Below are 21,366 nucleotides of genomic sequence, written 5' to 3' on the forward strand. Positions count from 1 at the left end.
CAACTCGTCCAAGAAGGCAAAGAACGCCTTCGTGGTCGATTTGCCTTATGCCACACGCCTCTGAGCAAAGCCCTTCCGCTTTTCTTCCCGCAGGCTGGCCGAGGAGGCTCACGGGCTACCCGCGGAAAGCGAAGTCTTGCACGGAAATCATTAGCGGTAATAAGAGCCTATTTATGTGTTAGTTTTTTAGTTTTGTCCCTGCCTCGTTTTTTATTTGCTTTCTTGCATCAGCCATGCATGTTTAAATGAAATAAACTTTGAGAGCGTTGGAAATAAAAAATTCGTCAAAATGGTGGATTTTCACTGAAAAAAACGGTATATTGATTGATGACAAAAGAAGAATTGGGATTTCATCTATCCCGAGAGGTTCTAGCACAACCCTCTATAAAAAACTAAGGGAAACGGCATCCTTTGGTGTCGTTTGTTTATGTTTAAGCAGTTAATTCAAGCTGTTGTTTACAGTTTTCCCCCTGGCAGCAGAATGCAAAATCCACGGGGAGAGCGTCATTATAGAGTTTTGAAGAATCTTTTTTCTTCTTTTCGGGGCGGGAATGAAGCCTTTAGATAGAGAGGAGAATTGCAATGAATCAAGAAAAAGCATTAGTCGTCTTCAGCGGCGGTCAAGATAGCACCACTTGTCTGTTTTGGGCAAAAAAACAATTTAAAGAAGTGGAAGCTGTAACGTTTAACTATGGACAGAGGCATGTGGCAGAACTGGATTGTGCGAAGGAAATAGCAGAGGATTTACAAGTGCCACACCATATACTTGATATGAGTTTGTTAAACCAGCTGGCTCCAAGTGCATTGACGAGAGATGATGAAGCAATCACTCAGGAGGAAGGTGAGTTACCTTCTACATTTGTTCCGGGCAGAAACTTATTGTTCCTTTCATTTGCAGGAGTATTGGCAAAGCAAATTAGTGCAAAACACATCATAACAGGTGTATGTGAGACAGACTTCAGCGGCTATCCTGATTGCAGGGATATTTTTGTAAAGTCATTGAATGTCTCCCTGAACCTCTCCATGGATGAACAATTTGTGATTCATACGCCATTAATGTGGATCAACAAAGCCGAGACTTGGGAAATGGCTGATCGTCTAGATGCACTGCAATATATCCGGAAAAACACATTAACTTGCTACAACGGGGTTAAAGGTGATGGATGCGGCGAATGTCCGGCATGTGAATTGAGACAAAGAGGTTTAAATGAATTTTTACAAAGTAATAAAGGAGGGGAGGAATAATGCTGCAGCAAATCTATCCGGCTCCTCATCACGATTATGAATTTGAACTGAATAAAGACATGCATTTCGCAGCTGCTCATTATATACCGCACGAAGATGCAGGTGATTGTCAGAATGTTCATGGACACACCTACTTTGCCAATATTACCATCGGTGGAAATGAATTGGATGACTCCGGCTTCCTGATAAATTTTAAACATATTAAGACGTTGATCCATAAGCGGTTCGATCACAGTCTTTTAAATAAGGACAACCGTTTTTCAGATAAAGAATCAATGAATTTCCCTACTACAGAAGCGGTTGCTAAAGCGGTGTGGGAAATTGTTCAGGAGCATTTGGACACATTAGAGCATCAGCCTAGGTGCTTGCAGGTATTCCTGAGAGAAACTCCCACTTCTTATGTGATTTACAGACCTAAAAAGGGGAGAGTATCATGAAGAAAATCCCGGTATTAGAGATATTCGGACCGACGATACAAGGTGAAGGGATGGTCATCGGTCAAAAAACAATGTTTGTGAGAACTGCAGGCTGTGATTATAGTTGTGCTTGGTGTGATTCTGCTTTTACCTGGGATGGATCTGCCAAAGAAGATATCCGTCTTTTGACTGCACAAGAAATTTGGAATGAGTTAAAAGAAATGGGAGGGGAGCGGTTTTCTCATGTTACGATTTCAGGAGGAAATCCTGCGCTTCTATCCAATTTGGATGAACTGCTGCACATATTTAAGGAGAAAGGCATTCAGTCAGCTCTTGAAACGCAAGGCAGCAGATGGCAGGACTGGTTTTATGACATTGATGACTTAACAATATCGCCTAAACCTCCCAGTTCCCAAATGAAAACAGACTTTGAGAAATTGGACGGCATCATTCAGCGGTTAATCGCGAATGAATCTGCCTTCAGCTTAAAGGTGGTTGTCTTCAATGACGAAGATCTTCAATATGCAAAGAAGGTCCATCAACGTCATCCATCAGTTCCGTTCTATATTCAAACAGGTAATCCAGAAGTAGCAGAAGAAAATACTGAAAAATTGGTTTCTGATTTACTGAATGATTATGAAGCTCTGATCGATAAAGTATCACTTGATGCAGAATTAAATCATGTCCGTGTTCTTCCCCAGCTCCATACGCTGGTCTGGGGAAATAAGAGGGGCGTGTAAATATGAGGGCAAAAAGCGATTGGGGATTTTTTCGCCAATCGCTTTTTTAATGGAATTCCTTTTACTTTTCTGAATTTTCATCTTGATTGCGGTCAATCCTGCTTTTTCCCTCTACAAAAAACACCTCATCAAAGTCATCTTTTCCTTCTTTATTTTTACCTATTGCTAATAGAGGATTTGAATACTGTGCAGGTAAAATGTGACCAGATATTTCTTCAAAATCCAGAATCCTTCTATTCTCCGCATCTCGTCTTTCTGTCATTGTAGACACCTCCTTACATTAGTTTGCTGAATCACTATAGATGTATGTAAGAAATAAAAGAATAAAACAAGCGGGCATTTTTGTTTTTACTGCAAAATGTGTAAACAAGTACAGAAATTGTTCGATATAAAATATGTAAGGAGTATTTAGCATCGTTTGAATAATGCATTATTGAATGGAAGGGCGTATTGAAATGAGTGATTCAAAAGGGATCCTGCTGGAAAGCGGGACAAATGAACTTGAAATGGTTGAATTTGAGGTTCAAGATAATAAATTCGGTATTAATGTGATAAAGGTGAAGGAAATCATTCAACCAACGACCATTATACCAATTCCACATTCTCATCCACATGTAAAGGGTTTGATTCAATTACGGGGAGAAGTACTTCCCGTTGTAGATATGGCAATGGTACTGGGGCTTCAAGAGAAAGATTCACCGCAATCCAAGTTTATCGTGTCTGAGTTCAATAAACAAAAAGTAGTCTTCCATGTACATAATGTTACTCGGATACATCGTATTTCATGGGACCAGATTGAAAAACCATCTGAAATGTATTCTGGTATTCATTCAGGCATCATAGGAGTGGTGAAGCGGGAGGAGTCCATGCTTTTAATGGTGGATTTTGAAAGTATCATGGTTGAAATCAATCCTGAATCAGGGATACACATTGATCAGGTGAAAAAGCTTGGACCAAGAGAGAGAAGGAATAAAAAAATTGTGGCTGCTGAAGATTCGCCTTTGCTTCGAAAACTTCTTAATGAAACATTATCGGAAGCGGGTTATGACTCTGCAGAATTTTTCGAGAATGGGAGTGATGCACTGCTCTATCTTGAATCTCTTGCAAATGAAAGCGGGCCGATCGAAGAGAAAGTCGGACTGGTCATTACAGATATTGAGATGCCTCAGATGGATGGTCATCATCTGACAAAGAGAATCAAAAGTCATCCTGTACTAAAGAAGCTTCCGGTCATCATATTCTCTTCTTTGATTACAAATGATCTACGGCATAAGGGTGAAATCGTTGGTGCAGAAGAACAAGTCAGCAAGCCTGAAATCGCGGAACTGATAAAGAAAATCGATCAACATGTTTTGTAAGAAACATAAAAATGGCCGTATGATGTAGAATCATACAGCCATTTCTTCCCCTTTAAAGGGGATGTGCGTTAATGCGCTAAATTTTAAATGAATTAAAAGAAGCTGTCTCCCAGCTTTTTAAATACAGGTTTTTGATAGTTGTTTTTTCCGAGTTTTTTGTTCTTATCGTCTGAATCAGACATTCCGGTATAGCCTTCTAAAATCCCCTTTGCCTGCTGAAGTCCCATTTTACATCTCGGATTCCTCAACGATTGATCGAGAGTGCCCAAGTGCGGCAATTGTTTGAAGTCTTCTTTAGAAGGAGGGATGTGAAAGGTGTATTCACCGCACTCAATCAGAACATCTGATTGCTGCTGACTGAACTTAGGATTCTTTGAAAAATGAAGTCCTACCTTTTTCGCTTTACCTTCACGGATCATCTTCATCAATGCACGTTTTTTTAAAGAATACAAGTATTTTGGGTTACCGGCAGTCTTCGCATGTCGATTAACAGTGAAAATAGCTTGAGAGAGGGTATTAACTGATGTGGAGGAAGGGGTATTTTTACTAGTATTTCTCAAGTTTTTAGCTCCTTTCTGATTTGTTCCCTACTATTATACCTTCTTTTCCTATGATTGGAAAGGTTAAGGAATTAATAATTGTTAAAAAACTGAAAAGTTTTAGAAAAAGCCAAAAAAGAACTGAATCAGATTAATGATCAGTTCTTTTGGTTGGCAGCTGGTGGTTTAAGGGCTAAACGAGCGCCTCCGCTTTAGGCTCTTTGTGGATAGATATTGATATTTTCCGTGACATTATACGGGGAAGGAGCATAGCTGTTTCCATAAGGTACACCGCCATATGGACCATAAGGCGAGAATGGCGGATAAGGCGGATAATACTGCGGGCAGCAAGGTCTGTTAAACAAAAATGGACTGATAGCCAAGCCGGCTAAACCACCTGCTAAAAATGGAAGGCCGAAAAAAGGAAAGAAGCGCTGATCGTGTCCTCTCATGACCGGGTAGTGGTAGTTATTATAAGGTATAAACGAGTGACGATACATGAATAACCTCCTCTCTATCCTTATTATTCTATGGTCAGCTTCATCACTCTGCGCCTGTCTCTAAATGGAAAGACATTGAAGGATAACGTAGGTCTAAAGTACTTAAAATAACGGAATGATTGAATTTTCGCACAAGTTTATAGGAAATATGCTTATTTACTAGTACAATGTATATAGGAAAATATAAGCAACTAAGTTCACGGATGAGGATGAAATTCATGCAGGCACTAAACAGGAAGCAAGATATTGATAAGTTGGACACCGTACTGAAAGATGTTGTATTTGAATACATAAATGACATGGTCTTCATTATGAAAGTCGAAAAAGGACCTTCATTTCGTTACGTATATATAAATGAATCGGCTCGGAAAAACACGGAGCTCAAGAACGAAGATATGGGACGGCTGCTTGATGAAGTACTAACGGGAGAGCTTGGAGCACGACTTCAAGGAATGTATGTTCAATTGGTGGAAAATGAAGAGACGATTATCTTCAGGGATACAATCAATCTTCCGGGCAGGGAACAGGTAGTAAACGAATCGATATTGACACCTATTAAAAATGAATTGGAAGAAATCGAATACGTTGTATCAATCACGCGGGATGTCACTCCCTTGATGAGAGAAAAGAAAAGGCTTATAAATGCAAAAAATAGATATAAATCGATTATCGAACATAATTTAGATGCCATCTTCATATTGGATTCAAACGGAGTGATTAAGGAATCCAATATAGCCAGTGATCAATTGACTGGATATAACAAAAAGCATCTCGTAAATTCGTCCATCTTTGATCTTTTTCACTCATCAATCAAAGATGAACTTCAAAAGACATTGCAGAAAGCATTGAGCGGCACTCCTGCCACATTGGATCATTGTTTGATGAAAACCAATAACAATAAAGAGAAAGTCACGAGTCTGAAAGCTGTCCCGATATTGATTAAGGAAAAATTTGACGGATGTTATATCATTGTCAAAGATAATACAATTTCCTATGAACAAAATGAAAAGATTCATTATATGGCGCTCCACGACCAATTGACAGGCCTGTGGAATCGAAAAGCTTTAGATGAGCATCTTCCCTTGTTCGTTCAATCGATGGAAGATACGGAACAAGAACTATCGGTTTTGTATTTGGATTTAGATCGATTTAAATTTGTGAATGACACCCTTGGTTTAAAAGGAGGCGACCGCTTCCTCAATAAAATAACAGAGCGTTTGGTGACCTTGACAAATGAACACTGTCTGCTTTACAGGCAGGGAGGCGATGAATTCATCTATTTGTTGAAGAATAGCAGTCTGGAAGATACGAAGAAGAAAGCAGCAGAAGTATTATCATTATTTCATCAGTCATTTACGATAGATGAGCAGGAATTCTATATAAGTCCTTCCATTGGTGTCAGCCGGTACCCTGTAGATGGGTATGATGCCAATTCACTTATCCAGAAGGCTGCCCAGGCCCTATTTCAAGTAAAGGAAAAAGGAAGGGCGCATTACAGGTTTTATCAAACTAACATGGAATCAAGCTTTCCCAACTATATAATTATGGAATCGCACTTAAGAAAAGCGATTGAGAAAGAAGAATTGTATATTCACTATCAGCCTCAGATGAATTTATCAACTGGGAATGTCGATAGCTTCGAAGCATTGATCCGATGGAATAATCGAAAATTCGGTTTTGTATCACCAGGACAGTTCATCCCGCTGGCAGAAGAAACCGGACTTATTCATGGAATTGGAGAATGGGTGTTAGAGCAGGTGTGCATTCAATTGAAGGACTGGAGACTAAAGGGGTATAAAAATGTCAGGATTGCGATTAATATTTCTCCCAAGCAATTTCTCCAGGAACAGTTGGTGGAGACGATCAGAGGATATCTTGCCAAGTATGAAATCCCTGCTTCCTGTTTGGAAATCGAAATTACAGAAGGTGCTATGCAGGATACCCAGCAGACACTGAAGATGTTGAAGAAACTTAAGGAGCTGGGTGTATTTATATCTGTGGATGATTTTGGAACAGGCTATTCATCTCTTAATTACCTGAAAAGATTTCCGATTGATATTTTGAAAATAGATCAATCTTTCGTAAGAGAAATCGGATCTAATCAAAAAGATTCCGCTATTACGACTACAATCATCCATCTCGCCCACAGCCTTGGTCTTGAAGTGATTGCTGAAGGTGTGGAAGAAGAAGGTCAGGTTCATTTCCTGAAAGAGGCAAACTGCCAGAAAGCACAAGGCTTTTATTTCAGCAAGCCAAAATGTCCTGAAGAACTGGAACACTATGTCCATTTATAATTACAATAAAGGATTAAAGTATTTGACAGGTGTGCTGGTATGACTTATGTTAAAAGAGAATCACACTATTTTAGGTTCGTCATACTTTTTACAGAAGCAATACATTGTTTTCATGTTTATAAAGGAGAGGGATTATATGAAAAACAAGCAAATGGAAATCCTATTTCTCCCTACGGATAGAGGGACGGTCAAAGTATATGTCTACGGCTTTAAAACTCCTCGATCTTCTGGCCAAGTCATTGTTTCATTCGATAATGTTTCGGTCGAAGCAAAGGGATACAGAAGAAATAAGACGATTATTAAAGCTTTGGCTCAGCTTCACGAAACCATCGTAAATAATCAGGACAGTTAATTAATAAATCCTGCACGTGATAAAACATCATGTGCAGGGTTTTTTTTGCGAAAGAAAGCTGGCTGAAAGAAAATGATTTATGATATGATAATGAGTGAATATTCATTCATTTTATAAGGGGGAGTAAGTAATGGGAGAGAAACAAACAGTCATCATCACTGGAGGTTCTAATGGGATGGGGAAATACATGGCAAAATATTTCCTTGAAAAAGGTTCAAATGTCGTCATTACCGGACGCAATGAAGAGAGGCTTCAATCAGTAAAAGAGGAATTCACTTCACTTAAAGGGGAAATAGCCGTATTTCAAATGGATGTGAGAGAGCAGGAACATGCTGAGGCAATGGTTAAGTTTACCGCAGAGAAGTTCGGGAAAATTGATGTCTTGATCAACAATGCAGCAGGGAATTTTATCTGTCCTGTTGAAAAGATGACACCTAACGGCTGGAAATCTGTCATTGATATCGTCCTGAATGGAACTTTCCTTTGTTCACACGCAGTGGGCAGCCATTGGATTGCAGAGAAGCATAAAGGCTCAATTATCAATATGGTGGCTACATATGCCTGGAATGCTGGCGCAGGGGTAGCCCACTCGGCTGCGGCAAAAGCCGGCGTCTTGTCCCTGACGAGAACGCTTGCTGTTGAGTGGGGCCACAAATATGGAATCCGTACGAATGCAATCGCTCCTGGACCGATAGAAAGAACAGGGGGAGCCGAAAAATTATGGATTTCAGAAGAAGCGGCCAAACGTACGATTGAAAGTGTACCTTTGAAACGATTGGGGACACCTGAAGAGATTGCGGGACTTGCTTACTTCATTTCTTCCGAACAAGCAGCTTATATGAATGGGGAATGCATAACTTTGGATGGGGGACAATGGCTCAATCAATTTCCCTTTTAATACCCATCATGAACCCTCCTAATTACGCATAATTATATATAAATACGTATAGCATCAGAATGCAGACTCTTAAAGTCAGTAAATTCTACTTCAACAGTGCAGGTTTCTTTCCGGTGAGTAGAATTCTCTTTAAGTTTTTGCATTCTTTTTTTGTTCAATAAACAATACTATTTCAGCATAAGCAATAATGGCTTTATATGTTATAATTATGCAAAAAAATGTGCAAGGTTGGAGGAGTGCAGATGGATCCATTAGACGTTATATCAAGTATTGAGAAAGTCATTCCTTATTTTCAACCGGTTTTCAGCGCGGATGAACATAAAATAATCGGCTATGAAGTGCTGGGCAGAATCATCCATGAGAATGGGGAGGCGGTAAGCCTTGGCCCTTTTTTCACTGGTAATGATATTCCAGATGAATATAAGATGGAAGTCGATGAAAATGTGACGAGTAAGGCATTGGATAAATTCATCTCTGTTAATCAAGAAGGGTTGATTTTTATCAACCGAGATGCCAGGCTGCTCATGATTGATCACGGGCAATCATTCCTGGAATTACTGCTGGACTATAAAGATAAAGGGCTTCAATTGAATCGTATCGTATTGGAACTTTCGGAGAAAACCTTTCACGGTGATTTTGAACAGCTTCTGCATGTTCTTCTATATTATAAAACGTATGGAATCAAAGTAGCCATCGACAATGTTGGCGGGAACATGGGGGAGCTTGATAGACTATCACATTTTTCCCCTGATATCCTGAAAGTCGATCTCTCACAACTTCGAAATGATGCAGGAAACAAGATGTACAAAGATATATTATTTAGTCTTTCAGTGCTTGCCAGAAAAATTGGAGCTTCACTTCTGTTCGAAAATATAGAAATTAATTATCAGCTGCAATTTGCATGGTTGAATGGAGGAAGATACTATCAGGGATATTATTTAAAGCACCCTTCAGATTCTTTCTTGAAAAGTGATGTTCTAAAAGACAAATTAAAGGAAAAGTGTCAGGATTACATCAGGTACGAAAAGAAACATTTAGAGGCAGGGTATCAATTCGCTGATGATTTACATAAAGAAATCACCCAGAAGTTAACACAGATAAAGAAACAGACAGAAGATCTTGATATCCTGCTCAATGAGCTTGCGATTACATTTACAGATAAGTGCTTTCGTTTGTATATGTGCGATGAAAATGGATTCCAGGTCACAAGCAATATCCTGAAGGTACATGGGAATTGGGTGAGTCATCAACGATTCAAGGGAAAGAACTGGAGCTGGCGTCCTTATTTCTTGGAAAACATCCTCAGAATGAGAATCAATAAAAAAGGGCTGTTATCAGATATCTACAGCGATATTGATTCGGGGGAACCAATACGCACTTATTCTTATCCGTTTGGGAACGGGGTGTACCTGTTTATGGATTTATCTTATGAGTTTTTATTTGAAGAGGATGGACTTCTGTATTAGAAGGCGTTCATAAGAGCAATCTGAAATTTATTGAAAACGGAGCCGCTCCCGAGGGTCGCTGTAATAAGCTGCCTCCTACTTTGACTGGAACACGTCCTTTTTATTTGAATAGGGTTTTTCCATTAGGGGAAATTATCTATAAAGGATATTAAAGGAGGGGCTTCGATGAGTATGTTTATCATACTGCTCTCATTAATTGCTATAGGAGTAGCCGGATATTCAGTTTATTATACATTTAAAATTGCAGGGCAGGAGAAGCGTTTAAAAGGTGAATTTGATACAGATATACCGGAGAATGTAAAACAGCATCCATATATGAGGAATCCGGTGTTCCTCGCTATTTTAGTGTTTACGGTTTTCGTGGTTGTCATGATCTTGTATCTGTCCTTTAATTTCATAAATTAAGTAAGAAGCTTGGAAACGTTTAGTTTCCAAGCTTCTTTTGGTGATATATTCCAGTGGTCATTGTGTTTAACTTCCAATTACAGCGGGAAATTTACAATTGAGTGAAAACGATGTCAATGAATGTAGATTTTTTACGAATGAAACTTAGCCAATCGACAAATTTCAATTGCTACAATAAATTTATCTAATTTTATTTTAAGGAGTGGAATAAAATGGCAAAAAGAAGATTATTGCTCTTATTTATGATTATCGGATTAGTATCAGCCTCTTGTGGACAAGTCAATCAGACCCAGGCTTCCACTTTTAAAGGAAAGCAGGCAATACATTTCGTGAAGGAAGCGTTCCAAACACAAGTCTCTCTAAGTGAACAGCCTCAATCACTTGAAGCGGTTAATAAGCAGCTTCAGACTTTCTTTACAGAGGAATTGTCAGATTCATTTATTGAAGAAAATGTCGTGAAAGTAGAGAATGGATATCAAACATTTGGTTCAGATTTTGCACCACATTATATTCCGTTTTTCAAATACGATGAGTCCACACAAGTTGAATTTGCAGATGGAAAATGGTACATATGGGAACAACGTTCAGGTGAAGAAGAAGGTCCAATAAAAACAGAACCAGGAGTGGAAGTTGTTGTATTATCAAAAGAAAAAGGTGATTGGAAGGTTTCTTCCATAACGAATGAATTGCCGAAAAATGTTCAGTCTAACCATGAATAGGATAATCAGGGAAGATACCTCAGGCTCCTGCCAAAAGAGGTATCTTTTTTGTGTAACTCCTATAAGTTCAAGGCTGCTTTAAGTGATTCCAAATCAAATCCTGATATAGTTGTTTCATCGACAGTGATGGTAGGGGTTGAGTAGGATTTTAACTGAGTGATTAAGTAATCCCTTGCTCCATTGTCCTCTTTAATATTTTTTTCAATGTAATCGATTTTATATTCTTTCAGGAAAAGCTTCACCACCTCGCAAGGCGGGCAATCAGGCTGGGTGTATAAAGTAACTTGTCTCAAGATTTCATTTCTCCTTTTCTTTTTTTGTTAAATAATCCACTATTCCCATGGCTGAAACTTTCATGTCGAGTTCCAGGAGTTTAAATAGTGAGTGCTGCTGATCTACGCCTTGTTGAATGAATGAAGATTTCACCAGATTGAAAAGTTCCACAGAGAGATTTTCAACGTTTTCCTCCATTGAAGCCTTCGGAGAAACAGTTTGTTGTGCCTTTTCCATGAACAGGTTCAGCCACATTTCCACTTTAGTGAGAGCATGTTCCACGTCTTCTGTCATCCCATAATGACCGAAATAGATGCGATTTAATTTCTTGTATCTGAATAAATTGATCGCTACCTTCATTGAGTCAGGGTTAAATTGGTTAGGGGATGTGGAAGGGAGATAAAAGTCTGCCTCATCTGTCCGATATTGGATTCCACATGTGTCTCCAGTGAACATACCGCCTGAAACAGGATCGTATATACTGAAATGGTGATTGGCATGCCCAGGGGTATCATAAAATGTCAGAGTGCAAGTTTCACTAAGCTTAAGGGTTTCTCCATTGTTTTTGACAATCATACGTTCTTCTGGAATTGGTTTGATAGGCGCAAATAGTGTTTCGAAATCATCACCGTACACCGCTTTTGCCCCAGCGATTAACCTGGAAGGGTCATTCATATGTCTGTACCCCTTCGGATGGACGATTACTGTTGCTGAAGGGCACTCTTCCAGAAAAAGACCCGCACCCCCCGCGTGGTCTAAATGGATGTGAGTCAGAATTATGTATTGAATATCTTCTAAATTAATGTTTAACTTAGAGAGACCTTTTTTTAAATGAGGGATTGAAGGGCTGGCTGATGTTTCAATGATCGTAAGGGCATCTTCGTGAATGATATAGCTGCCTGTCCGTTCTTTTAACGATAAATCCATTAGGTCAACTAATGATATCCTGGAATCCAAATGCTCGATACTCATTTTAACAAATCCTTTCTTAGTCATTTTACCTTTTTTTCATTATATAGGATTTTTATATGAATTAGGGCAAAAGATTAGATTTAACAGGATAGAATCTGGTACAATGCAAAAGCTATGAAAAAAGAAATAGAACAGGAAAGGAGAGACTGCTTATGTCTCAGCTTCTTGGAATCATACAAAGATTAAAGACATTGCAAGAACAAGGTGAACAAGGGGAAACTCAACAGCGTTTTTTTGAATACAATGGAAAGAAGGTCTGTGAGGTAAAATATTTACCGAAGCAGGATACCTTCGAAATCGAAGTCATGAATGAAAAAGGTAACAGTTTTCCTTTTGATAACATAGACATCACGGCAATTGAAATTTACGAACTGCTGCAAGAAGCAAATCAGGAATAGTAGTAAGATAACCAGATGAGACTAGACTCTTGTTTGGTTTTTTTTTTGGGTAAATCCATTTTCTGTTATTTTCGGATTGAATATTTCTACATTTTTCTTCTCATATGTTAAAATTAGTGTGGTGCTTTTTTGTAAATGAAATGAAAACAATTTTGATGAATGCAAAAGTGTGCAGCATGCCATGAACATGCTAAATGAAACATTCATAAAAAATGAGGGGTTTTACATGATTTCATTAAGTAGTAATGAATTTTTAGAAACGAATATCAAAGAATTTATCATTCCATCAGAGAAAGTGGCACATGTTCAAAAGGGAAATTCTCTGGAACATGCTCTGCTGTTATTGACAAAAAGCGGATATTCTTCCATTCCTGTATTGGATTCTGCGTTCCGTTTTCAAGGACTCATCAGTTCATCCTTAATAACAGATGCAGTGTTGGGCCTGGAGAGGTTTGAATTTGAAAAGCTTGAATCAATGAAAGTAGAGGAAGTCATGACCACCGAGTTTCCTACGATATCAGTACAAGCGACTTTCAAGAAAGCGATTGAACTGTTGATCGACCATCCTTTCTTGTGTGTAGTCTCGGCGGATGATTATTTTGAAGGAATCATGACCAGAAGAGTGATTCTGAAACAGCTTCAGAGGAACATCTATAATTCCTGACCAATATAATAATCATTCTTTACAACAATGATAAGAAAATTCATTCAATACTATTCGGGGATTCTGAACTCCGTAATAAGCTCGTGAGGATGGCATGCTAATGTCATCCTCTTTCGTTGAAGTATCGATTTGAGGAGAATACGATGACTAGTATGGGGAAGCAAGGAATAAAGGAGACCAACAGACCTTATGTATTAATAGCCGTCATGCTCGCTATGTTCATGGGAGCCATCGAAGCGACCATTGTTTCAACGGCAATGCCTGCGATTGTAGGAGATTTAGGAGGATTCTCACTTTATAGCTGGGTGTTTTCCGCTTATTTATTGATGAATGCGGTCACCGTATTGATCTATGGGAAATTGTCAGATCTATTTGGAAGGAAACCAATCATTACAACAGGTATCGTCATTTTCTTGATAGGGTCCATCCTTTGTGGATTTTCCCAATCAATGACTCAGCTTATATTATTCAGGTTTATCCAAGGATTTGGAGCCGGGGCCGTTCTTCCAATGGCCACAACTATCGTTGGCGACATTTATACAAAGGAAGAACGTGCAAAAATTCAAGGATATCTATCCAGTGTTTGGGGGATTTCTGCAATCAGTGGACCTCTAATCGGGGGGATTCTTGTTGAATACGTAAGCTGGCGCTATGTGTTCTGGGTAAACATTCCACTGGGTATCCTCGCTATCGCGGGACTGTGGATTTTCTTGCATGAAAATATTGAAAAGAAAAAACCAGTCATAGATTACACAGGAGCTGTGCTGCTTGTAGTGACTGTTTCAACCTTGATGATTTTGTTAGTGGAAGGGGGAGTGCGCCTGCCATGGGGATCCTGGCAGACGGTTTTCCTCCTCAGTCTGGCCGTCACTGGTCTGGCAGCGTTTATCTACCATGAAATGAGGACGCCCCAGCCTATGATGCCTTTTGACTTATGGAAAGTGCGGTCCATTCTCGTAGCCAATGTCGTTTCCTTGACTACGGGAATCATGCTTATTGGAATTTCAAGCTTTCTTCCCGCTTTTGTCCAGGGCGTAATGGAAAAAAGCGCGACGGTTGCAGGTTTTACACTTACGGCTATGTCGATTGGTTGGCCGATCTCCGCTACAATAGCAGGACGATTATTATTGAAGGCCGGCTACTTTATCACCTCATTGATCGGTGGAATTTCTTTAATGGTGGGGGCCGCTATGTTTGTTATGATGGAACCATCATATGGACCATTTTGGGCAGCTGGGGGTTCTTTCTTTATAGGAGTGGGAATGGGGTTATCTTCAACAGCCTTTATCGTCTCCATCCAATCCACCGTTGAATGGAAGGTAAGGGGAATTGCGACTGCCACGAATATGTTTATGAGAAACCTTGGAACCACGATTGGTGCAGCGCTTCTTGGCGGAATCCTAAACAGCAGATTGCAGGCATATCTTCAAAAGTCGGAAGCGGATGATGATTTGTCTATCGATGGCGTCAATGCTTTATTAAGTGAGGCGGATAGATCAAGTCTACCTCATGGATTACTTCAGATCCTTCAGGAGGGCTTGACTTCATCACTCCATACCGTTTATATCGTAGTGCTTATCTTTTCAGTGTTGAGTTTTGTGGGTATTTTGTTTTTGCCCAAGGATAGAGGGCTAAAGGAATAGGCGCAGCCCCACTTGTAAAATTAAAATGAAGGTAATGATATTCAATAGAAATCCTGCTTGCCTTATCGAAACTTTTGAAGCTAATCTGACTGACAGCTGTGCCCCGATCAGCGCACCAAAAGCAAAGGGGATAGCAGTCATCCAGTCGACATGACCACTGTTTAAATACATAGTGAATGCTCCAAGGCAGCTGGCAAAGGTTTGGAATCTCGTCACCGCTACGCTCTTTAAATAAGTGAGTCCGTGCCTCAGGTGAGTGTACATAAGGAGGGTGGCCTGGCCGGGTCCGAATAAGCCGTCATAGACACTGATCAAGAAAAGTTTTCCAAATGGGAGTATTTTATTTGTACATTTGGGCTTGATTCCCTTCAATAAGCCAAGGAGAAGAGCCAGCATCAGAAAGAAAAAAGCCATCCCTTCGAGGACTGTTGGAATTATTTTGTCAGAAAGATATGCTCCCGCTATACCACCTATTAACGCTAATGGGATAATGGGAAGGCATTCCTTGAGGGTCACTTTCCTGTCTTTAAGCAAGTAAGCAAAGCTCGAAGATGAGCTGATGATATTTGAGAATTTAGCAGTAGCTATACTTGTATGAACAGGAATGCCGAGTAAAAGCATCATCGGCATTCCGATTAACCCCCCGCTTCCTGCCAGAGTACCGACAAATGCAACAATCAGCCCTGTTAGAAATAAAAGTACTTCCATAAATTCCTCACCTCACTCATGATACTTACAGTGTATTCCATCACATCTGATAATGAAATTTTATTTATTTTAAGATATAATATAAGAAAAACTTATGGGGTTATCGTTATGGCATTCTCTGAATATCAATTATTACAAGTTCTGGCACAAGAAATGAATATGCGTAAGGCCGCAGAAAGACTTTTTGTCTCACAGCCTGCACTATCCCAGCGCCTCCAAAACATAGAAAAGGAATGGGGGACTAAACTTTTTCTGCGTTCACAAAAAGGGTTATCGCTGACACCTGCAGGGGAACTTGTCGTTAAGTTGGCTGATGAGATAGTCAAAAGGCAAGAGACGGTAAGAGAACAAATCCAGTCACTGGAAAATGAAGTGCACGGAACCTTGAAAATTGCCTGTGCTTCAATAGTGGGACAGAATTGGCTCCCAAAAGTGCTGAAGCGCTTTGTCGAAACTTATCCTCACGCAAAAATTTCACTTATGACAGGTTGGAGCAGCGAAATCCTGAAAGCCATCTATGAAGACGAAGTCCACATAGGCATCATCCGGGGTACACCGGACTGGAAAGGACCTAAACATCATTTATTTCAAGATACATTATATTTAGTCGATCGTGAAATTCAATCGATTGAAGAAGTGATGAAGACCGACAGACCATTCATTCAATTTAAAAGTGACTCGAATTATTATCAGGAAATACAGGAATGGTGGCATCGTCAATTCCAAACGACTCCTAAACGTACAATAGTAGTTGACCAAATCGAGACGTGCAAACAAATGACGTTAAATGGAATAGGGTATGCCATCCTGCCGGCAATCACACTGAATGGAATGGAAGAAAATATCTATAAGCTCCCATTGATTGATGAACATGACACGCTCATTCATCGTGACACCTGGCTGCTTGGGTATGAGTCAGCCTTCAAGCTTAGGCAAGTCGACGCTTTTGTTGATGTTGTAAAAGAATTCCTTGGTGGAAATTCTGGATAACCAGGATATTTTGGTTGTCTTCTACCCTTTAATTTGATAAAGTAATTCAAGAAAGAATCTGAATATATACATAACTTTGGAGGGGAAAGCATGAAAATGATGGATGCAAACGAGATTATCTCATTCATTCAAAATAGTACTAAATCAACACCTGTAAAGCTTTATGTTAAAGGGAATTTAGAGGGAATCGATTTTGGTTCTTCTTCCCAAACATTCATTGAAGGAACTTCAGGAGTAGTATTTGGGGAGTGGAATGAGCTTTCTAAAGTACTCGAGGACAATAGTGATAAGATCGAAGACTATGTTATCGAAAATGACCGCAGAAACTCTGCTATTCCTCTGTTGGACCTTAAAGGGGTGAAGGCCCGTATTGAACCGGGAGCGATCATCAGGGATCAGGTGGAAATAGGTGAGAACTGCGTCATCATGATGGGTTCTGTCATTAATATCGGTTCAGTAGTAGGTGCCGGCACAATGATCGATATGAACGTGGTACTTGGAGGGCGTGCAACAGTAGGGAAGAACTGTCACATTGGTGCAGGAGCTGTCCTTGCAGGTGTAATCGAGCCTCCTTCTGCTAAACCGGTAATCATTGAAGATGATGTCGTGATCGGAGCAAACGCTGTCGTATTGGAAGGCGTAACGGTTGGAAAGGGCTCAGTGGTTGCAGCAGGAGCAGTAGTCGTTGATGACGTGCCTCCATACACTGTAGTAGCGGGCACACCTGCGAAGAAGCTCAAGGACATCGATGAAAAAACAAAGTCAAAAACAGAAATCAAGCAGGAGCTTCGCCAGCTTTAATTTAAATAGCAATCTCAGGAAAGAACGGACGGAAAGAATACCTTTCGTCTGTTCTTTTTGAATTTATTTGAAACAGCCTAATGGAGAGATAAGAGAAAAGGCAGAGAGGGGGCAGCATGACTGTGCCAGACTTCAAAACAATCAGAAGAGACCTTCATAAGATCCCGGAACTGGGATTTCAGGAACATAAAACGCAGAAATACTTGATGGATTATATTTCAACTCTTCCATCACATAGATATGAACTAAAAAAATGGAAAACAGGATTATTTGTAAAAGTAGCGGGGACGGAGCCCACAAGAACTATCGGCTACCGGGCAGATATTGATGGTTTGCCTATAAGAGAAGAAACAGGGCTCGATTTCCAGTCCGATCACGTAGAAAAAATGCATGCATGCGGCCATGACTTTCATATGTCAATTGCCTTGGGAGTACTGACTCATTTTGTTCAGCACCCTATTGAAGATGACTTGCTGTTCATTTTTCAGCCAGCAGAGGAAGGGCCTGGGGGAGCGCAGCCTATGCTTGACAGTGACGAGATGAAGAGGTGGATGCCTGATGCCGTTTTCGCGCTGCATATAGCCCCTGAATATGAGGTGGGAACGGTAGCGGTAAAGGAAGGGCTTCTGTTTGCCAATACATCTGAACTGTTTATCAAGTTCAAGGGAAAGGGTGGGCATGCCGCATACCCGCATCAGACGAAAGATATGATTGTAGCGGCTTCGTACTTTGTGACCCAGCTTCAACCCATTGTTTCCAGGAATGTGGATCCTTTGGACAGCGCAGTCATTACGATTGGAAAGATGGAAAGCGGTACGGTACAAAATATCATTGCTGAAACCGCCACCTTGGAAGGTACCATCCGCACACTTTCTCCTGAATCGATGAATAGTGTGAAATCCAGGTTGGAAGCGTTGATTCAAGGGATGAAAATAAGTTACGACTGTGACATTGAGGTTGATTATGGCAGTATGTATCAGCAGGTATACAACGATCCTGAATGGACGAAGGACTTCATTTCCTTTGTTGAGACAACTGATAACCGAAATCTTGTTATTTGCAAAGAGGCAATGACTGGAGAGGATTTTGGTTACATGCTTGAGAAGATTCCGGGCTTCATGTTTTGGCTTGGAGTGAATTCCCCCTATGGGCTGCATCATTCTAAATTGAACCCCGAGGAAGAAGCAATAGACTTTGCGATTTCTCTCATGACTGAGTATTTTGAAACCTTGAACGTGAAGACTAAATAGATAAAAGGTTCGGCATCACTAGAAGATGCCGAACCTTTTTTATTACTTACTTTCTTTTTTCTCGATATAGACTTGATGGGGAAAGGGAATTTCAATCCCGTTTCTGTCGAGAGCTTCTTTTAATGCTTTACGAAGCTTTCTTTCCACTCCCCATTGCTCCATATTCTTTGTCTTCCCGATAATGCGAAGAACGACGTCAGAAGCACCCAGCGTCTGAACCCCGATGACATTTGGACCTTCTACGATGTTGTCATCTTCTTGTGCAACTTGATCGCAAACCTGTTGAAGTACAACCATGGCCTTATCGATATCATCATCATAAGAAATTCCGATGTCTACAAGCGCACGCATATTTCCTCTTGAGTGATTGCTTACACTTGTAATTTCACGGTTGGGTACGTAGTGGAGGGTACCATCAAATCCACGGATATGAGTCGTACGGAGTCCCACCTCTTCTACAATCCCTGAGAAATTACCGGTGGAAACATAGTCACCAACGTCCACTTGCTTTTCTAAAAGGATGAAAAATCCTGTGACCACATCACTGACAAGTCCCTGAGCACCAAATCCAACTGCAAGACCGATGATACCGGCACCAGCCAGGATAGCCGTTACCTGAATACCAAAAATTTGTAAAATCGTAACGAAGAAAATAAAAATCAGGACATATCCAACGATATTTTTACTAAGGCTTTGAAGCGTCTGTGCCCTTCCGGCGGAAACATCATTTCTTTTGCTGTACTTTTCAAATATGCGTTCGAGAACCTTGTTAGCCGCACCTTTTACTATAATAAAGGCAATCCAGATGGCTAAAATTTGCAAAGCGCCAATTCCAATGGTAACAAGCAGCCCGCCCCAATTAAAATTGGCGATCTTGTCCCCTAACACATTTAGTCCAACTATGTAATTCAATCAAAACATCCTTTCTTATATACTAATGAACCTTTATAGTATATACATCGTTATATGGGATATGTCAAAGACAAAAACTGAAATGCATATTGTTTTATTCCACTGTTGAGAAATGGTAAACTTTATAGTGGTGAGATTTTAACTGTTAATTGAGTAAATTTCTATAAAATAGGGAAAAACAAATAAGGGACGCAGTCACTTGATTATAGTAATTTTAATATAATAATAATTATAATATAATATTGACTTTTGATAACAATTCCATTATAATGAAAATCGTGAGTCAGGAAGGACAAGCTGTAACTTGGGCCTTTCTTTCTATATAATTTTTATAAAAACTCATTGGAGGGATTTTCACATGGCAGAACGCATGGTAGGTAAACAAGCTCCACGTTTTGAAATGGACGCTGTAATGCCAAATAAAGAATTTGGTAAGGTATCATTGGAAGAGAATATGAAAAATGGTAAATGGACAGTATTGTTCTTCTACCCAATGGATTTCACTTTCGTGTGTCCAACTGAAATTACGGCAATGTCAGATCGTTACGATGAGTTCGAAGATTTAGATGCAGAAGTAATCGGTGTTTCTACTGACACTATCCATACACACTTGGCCTGGATCAACACTGACCGTAAAGAAAACGGTCTTGGTGAGTTAAGATATCCACTGGCTGCGGATACAAATCACAGTGTATCCAGCGAATACGGAGTTTTAATAGAAGATGAAGGGGTAGCTCTTCGCGGACTATACATCATCAATCCTGAAGGCGAACTTCAATATCAAGTAGTTTTCCATAACAACATTGGCCGTGACGTCGAAGAAACTTTACGTGTTCTTCAAGCACTTCAAACAGGCGGACTATGTCCGGCTAACTGGAAGCCAGGTCAAAAAACTTTATAATTTCCAAATGAATAAAGGCCTAACCGTTTGTTAGGCCTTTTTCTTATCTTAATGGTAAAACTCTACTCGATTAGGCGCTTTTTCTAGCTTTTGATTGGAGTGCAAGACGACGACTCCTGCGGGAGAAGTGACCATTGTGAGCCTTGTCCCAGCTCCGGGGCTTAGAGGCACATGTCAAAAAATTTAATAATAAATGGAGGTTATATCATGAAACTTCGTGAACCAATGCCGGAACTTAACGGTGCGACTGAATGGTTAAATGGTGAAGTATCCAAACAAGATCTTATTGGGGAAAAGCCAACACTTATCCATTTCTGGTCTGTCAGCTGCCACCTTTGTAAGGAAGCGATGCCTCAAGTCAATGAGTTCCGTGATAATTACAAGGACAAGCTGAACGTAGTGGCCGTCCATATGCCTCGTTCGGAAGACGATTTGAATATGGAAGATATTAAAAAAGTTGCAGGTGAACATGACATCACACAACCCATTTTTGTAGACAGTGAACATAAACTTACAGATGCTTTCGAAAATCAATATGTTCCTGCCTATTATGTGTTTGATAAGGATGGAAATCTTCGTCATTTCCAAGCAGGCGGAAGCGGAATGAAGATGCTTGAAAAGCGAGTCAACAGAGTACTTGACGAAATGGAGAAAAGTGAATAATCCTGCAGATTATGCAGATTGGATCGGTCAAAAGACCGATCCTTTTTTATGGATTTCTTATTAAAATGACTATGGTAAAACAAAATTGTTGATTTCGGGATGATTCTAGCGGTTGATTGGAGTGCAAGACGAAGACTCCTGCGGGAGAAGTGGCCAATGTGAGACCCCGGAGGCGAAAGCCGAGGAGGCTCACGGGTCACCCGCGGAAATCGAAGTCTTGCACGGAAATCAAAAGCGGTGTTTAACTGGCCTATAAAAT

Annotated in this window: 25 protein-coding genes and 1 riboswitch; of the genes, 18 read left to right on the forward strand and 7 right to left on the reverse strand. The window is 40.1% G+C overall.

Annotated features, from left to right (window positions below):
• Positions 1 to 357: 357 nt before the first annotated feature.
• Positions 358 to 402: riboswitch (PreQ1 riboswitch) on the forward strand.
• 180 nt (positions 403 to 582) lie between these two features.
• From queC to queE, 3 genes are read left to right on the forward strand one after another with little or no spacing between them, the layout of a single operon-like run.
• Positions 583 to 1,245: a 7-cyano-7-deazaguanine synthase QueC gene (gene queC / locus AAEO50_RS12395; RefSeq protein WP_341984052.1), complete on the forward strand. Its 663-nt coding sequence runs from the start codon at positions 583 to 585 to the stop codon at positions 1,243 to 1,245.
• Complete coding sequence (gene queD, locus AAEO50_RS12400; RefSeq protein ID WP_341984053.1) at positions 1,245 to 1,682, forward strand: 6-carboxytetrahydropterin synthase QueD; 438 nt, start codon at positions 1,245 to 1,247, stop codon at positions 1,680 to 1,682. The genes queC and queD overlap by 1 nt, the downstream gene beginning before the upstream one ends.
• A complete protein-coding gene (gene queE / locus AAEO50_RS12405; RefSeq protein WP_341984054.1) occupies positions 1,679 to 2,401 on the forward strand; it encodes a 7-carboxy-7-deazaguanine synthase QueE in 723 nt (240 codons plus the stop codon). Before queD ends, queE begins: the two co-directional genes overlap by 4 nt.
• A 61-nt stretch (positions 2,402 to 2,462) precedes the next feature.
• Here the strand turns inward: queE and AAEO50_RS12410 are convergent, their stop codons facing one another.
• The gene (locus AAEO50_RS12410; protein WP_341984055.1) at positions 2,463 to 2,663 is read right to left on the reverse strand and encodes a hypothetical protein; all 201 of its coding nucleotides are present in this window, start codon (positions 2,661 to 2,663) and stop codon (positions 2,463 to 2,465) included.
• Positions 2,664 to 2,856: 193 nt separating this feature from the next.
• On the opposite strand from AAEO50_RS12410, the gene AAEO50_RS12415 reads away from it, so the two are divergent.
• Positions 2,857 to 3,759, forward strand: a complete 903-nt coding sequence (locus tag AAEO50_RS12415; protein WP_341984056.1) for a chemotaxis protein — start codon at positions 2,857 to 2,859, stop codon at positions 3,757 to 3,759.
• Positions 3,760 to 3,851: 92 nt separating this feature from the next.
• Here the strand turns inward: AAEO50_RS12415 and AAEO50_RS12420 are convergent, their stop codons facing one another.
• Together AAEO50_RS12420 and AAEO50_RS12425 are read right to left on the reverse strand one after the other, a co-directional pair.
• Positions 3,852 to 4,319 (reverse strand): YkyB family protein, encoded by a 468-nt coding sequence (locus AAEO50_RS12420; RefSeq protein ID WP_341984057.1) that lies wholly within the window; start codon positions 4,317 to 4,319, stop codon positions 3,852 to 3,854.
• 191 nt (positions 4,320 to 4,510) lie between these two features.
• On the reverse strand, positions 4,511 to 4,750 hold the full coding sequence (locus AAEO50_RS12425) for a hypothetical protein (RefSeq protein WP_341984178.1): 240 nt from the start codon (positions 4,748 to 4,750) through the stop codon (positions 4,511 to 4,513).
• Positions 4,751 to 5,016: 266 nt separating this feature from the next.
• On the opposite strand from AAEO50_RS12425, the gene AAEO50_RS12430 reads away from it, so the two are divergent.
• The 6 genes from AAEO50_RS12430 to AAEO50_RS12455 all read left to right on the forward strand — a co-directional run bounded on the left by AAEO50_RS12430 (position 5,017) and on the right by AAEO50_RS12455 (position 10,932).
• Positions 5,017 to 7,092 (forward strand): sensor domain-containing protein, encoded by a 2,076-nt coding sequence (locus AAEO50_RS12430; RefSeq protein ID WP_341984058.1) that lies wholly within the window; start codon positions 5,017 to 5,019, stop codon positions 7,090 to 7,092.
• Between the two features lie 136 nt (positions 7,093 to 7,228).
• Positions 7,229 to 7,444, forward strand: a complete 216-nt coding sequence (locus AAEO50_RS12435) for a hypothetical protein (RefSeq protein ID WP_341984061.1) — start codon at positions 7,229 to 7,231, stop codon at positions 7,442 to 7,444.
• A gap of 130 nt (positions 7,445 to 7,574) precedes the next feature.
• Positions 7,575 to 8,342 carry a 2,4-dienoyl-CoA reductase gene (fadH, locus tag AAEO50_RS12440; RefSeq protein ID WP_341984063.1) on the forward strand — a complete coding sequence of 256 codons (768 nt, stop codon included), beginning with the start codon at positions 7,575 to 7,577 and terminating at the stop codon, positions 8,340 to 8,342.
• A 242-nt stretch (positions 8,343 to 8,584) separates the two neighbouring features.
• On the forward strand, positions 8,585 to 9,808 hold the full coding sequence (locus AAEO50_RS12445) for an EAL domain-containing protein (RefSeq protein WP_341984065.1): 1,224 nt from the start codon (positions 8,585 to 8,587) through the stop codon (positions 9,806 to 9,808).
• Between the two features lie 165 nt (positions 9,809 to 9,973).
• Positions 9,974 to 10,213, forward strand: coding sequence for a hypothetical protein (locus AAEO50_RS12450; protein WP_341984067.1), 240 nt, complete (start codon positions 9,974 to 9,976; stop codon positions 10,211 to 10,213).
• Positions 10,214 to 10,425: 212 nt separating this feature from the next.
• A complete protein-coding gene (locus AAEO50_RS12455; RefSeq protein ID WP_341984069.1) occupies positions 10,426 to 10,932 on the forward strand; it encodes a DUF3993 domain-containing protein in 507 nt (168 codons plus the stop codon).
• A 59-nt stretch (positions 10,933 to 10,991) separates the two neighbouring features.
• On the opposite strand, the gene AAEO50_RS12460 is transcribed toward AAEO50_RS12455, so the two are convergent.
• A complete protein-coding gene (locus tag AAEO50_RS12460) occupies positions 10,992 to 11,225 on the reverse strand; it encodes a glutaredoxin family protein (protein WP_341984071.1) in 234 nt (77 codons plus the stop codon).
• Positions 11,226 to 11,229: 4 nt separating this feature from the next.
• Positions 11,230 to 12,177 (reverse strand): MBL fold metallo-hydrolase, encoded by a 948-nt coding sequence (locus AAEO50_RS12465; protein ID WP_341984073.1) that lies wholly within the window; start codon positions 12,175 to 12,177, stop codon positions 11,230 to 11,232.
• 152 nt (positions 12,178 to 12,329) lie between these two features.
• On the opposite strand from AAEO50_RS12465, the gene AAEO50_RS12470 reads away from it, so the two are divergent.
• The 3 genes from AAEO50_RS12470 (at position 12,330) to AAEO50_RS12480 (ending at position 14,882) form a co-directional block, all read left to right on the forward strand.
• Positions 12,330 to 12,575, forward strand: coding sequence for a YkuJ family protein (locus AAEO50_RS12470; RefSeq protein ID WP_341984075.1), 246 nt, complete (start codon positions 12,330 to 12,332; stop codon positions 12,573 to 12,575).
• 226 nt (positions 12,576 to 12,801) lie between these two features.
• Positions 12,802 to 13,239 carry a cyclic-di-AMP-binding protein CbpB gene (cbpB, locus tag AAEO50_RS12475; RefSeq protein ID WP_341984077.1) on the forward strand — a complete coding sequence of 146 codons (438 nt, stop codon included), beginning with the start codon at positions 12,802 to 12,804 and terminating at the stop codon, positions 13,237 to 13,239.
• Between the two features lie 143 nt (positions 13,240 to 13,382).
• Positions 13,383 to 14,882, forward strand: a complete 1,500-nt coding sequence (locus AAEO50_RS12480) for an MDR family MFS transporter (RefSeq protein ID WP_341984079.1) — start codon at positions 13,383 to 13,385, stop codon at positions 14,880 to 14,882.
• Here the strand turns inward: AAEO50_RS12480 and AAEO50_RS12485 are convergent.
• Positions 14,871 to 15,590, reverse strand: a complete 720-nt coding sequence (locus AAEO50_RS12485) for a sulfite exporter TauE/SafE family protein (RefSeq protein WP_341984081.1) — start codon at positions 15,588 to 15,590, stop codon at positions 14,871 to 14,873. The two genes, AAEO50_RS12480 and AAEO50_RS12485, sit on opposite strands and share 12 nt — an antisense overlap.
• A gap of 108 nt (positions 15,591 to 15,698) precedes the next feature.
• Between AAEO50_RS12485 and AAEO50_RS12490 the strand changes: the two genes are divergently transcribed.
• The 3 genes from AAEO50_RS12490 (at position 15,699) to AAEO50_RS12500 (ending at position 18,631) form a co-directional block, all read left to right on the forward strand.
• Positions 15,699 to 16,580, forward strand: coding sequence for a LysR family transcriptional regulator (locus tag AAEO50_RS12490; protein ID WP_341984083.1), 882 nt, complete (start codon positions 15,699 to 15,701; stop codon positions 16,578 to 16,580).
• A gap of 90 nt (positions 16,581 to 16,670) precedes the next feature.
• Positions 16,671 to 17,381, forward strand: coding sequence for a 2,3,4,5-tetrahydropyridine-2,6-dicarboxylate N-acetyltransferase (dapD, locus tag AAEO50_RS12495; RefSeq protein ID WP_341984085.1), 711 nt, complete (start codon positions 16,671 to 16,673; stop codon positions 17,379 to 17,381).
• A gap of 116 nt (positions 17,382 to 17,497) precedes the next feature.
• Positions 17,498 to 18,631, forward strand: a complete 1,134-nt coding sequence (locus tag AAEO50_RS12500; RefSeq protein ID WP_341984086.1) for an N-acetyldiaminopimelate deacetylase — start codon at positions 17,498 to 17,500, stop codon at positions 18,629 to 18,631.
• 42 nt (positions 18,632 to 18,673) lie between these two features.
• Here AAEO50_RS12500 and AAEO50_RS12505 read toward each other — a convergent pair whose 3' ends face one another.
• Complete coding sequence (locus AAEO50_RS12505) at positions 18,674 to 19,543, reverse strand: mechanosensitive ion channel family protein (RefSeq protein WP_341984088.1); 870 nt, start codon at positions 19,541 to 19,543, stop codon at positions 18,674 to 18,676.
• 358 nt (positions 19,544 to 19,901) lie between these two features.
• Between AAEO50_RS12505 and AAEO50_RS12510 the strand changes: the two genes are divergently transcribed.
• Together AAEO50_RS12510 and AAEO50_RS12515 are read left to right on the forward strand one after the other, a co-directional pair.
• The gene (locus tag AAEO50_RS12510) at positions 19,902 to 20,444 is read left to right on the forward strand and encodes a peroxiredoxin (protein WP_334217314.1); all 543 of its coding nucleotides are present in this window, start codon (positions 19,902 to 19,904) and stop codon (positions 20,442 to 20,444) included.
• Positions 20,445 to 20,651: 207 nt separating this feature from the next.
• On the forward strand, positions 20,652 to 21,107 hold the full coding sequence (locus AAEO50_RS12515) for a TlpA disulfide reductase family protein (protein WP_341984096.1): 456 nt from the start codon (positions 20,652 to 20,654) through the stop codon (positions 21,105 to 21,107).
• The last annotated feature ends 259 nt before the right edge of the window (positions 21,108 to 21,366 follow it).

The sequence above is a fragment of the Rossellomorea oryzaecorticis genome (genome assembly GCF_038405515.1).
Classification (GTDB): domain Bacteria; phylum Bacillota; class Bacilli; order Bacillales; family Bacillaceae_B; genus Rossellomorea; species Rossellomorea oryzaecorticis_A.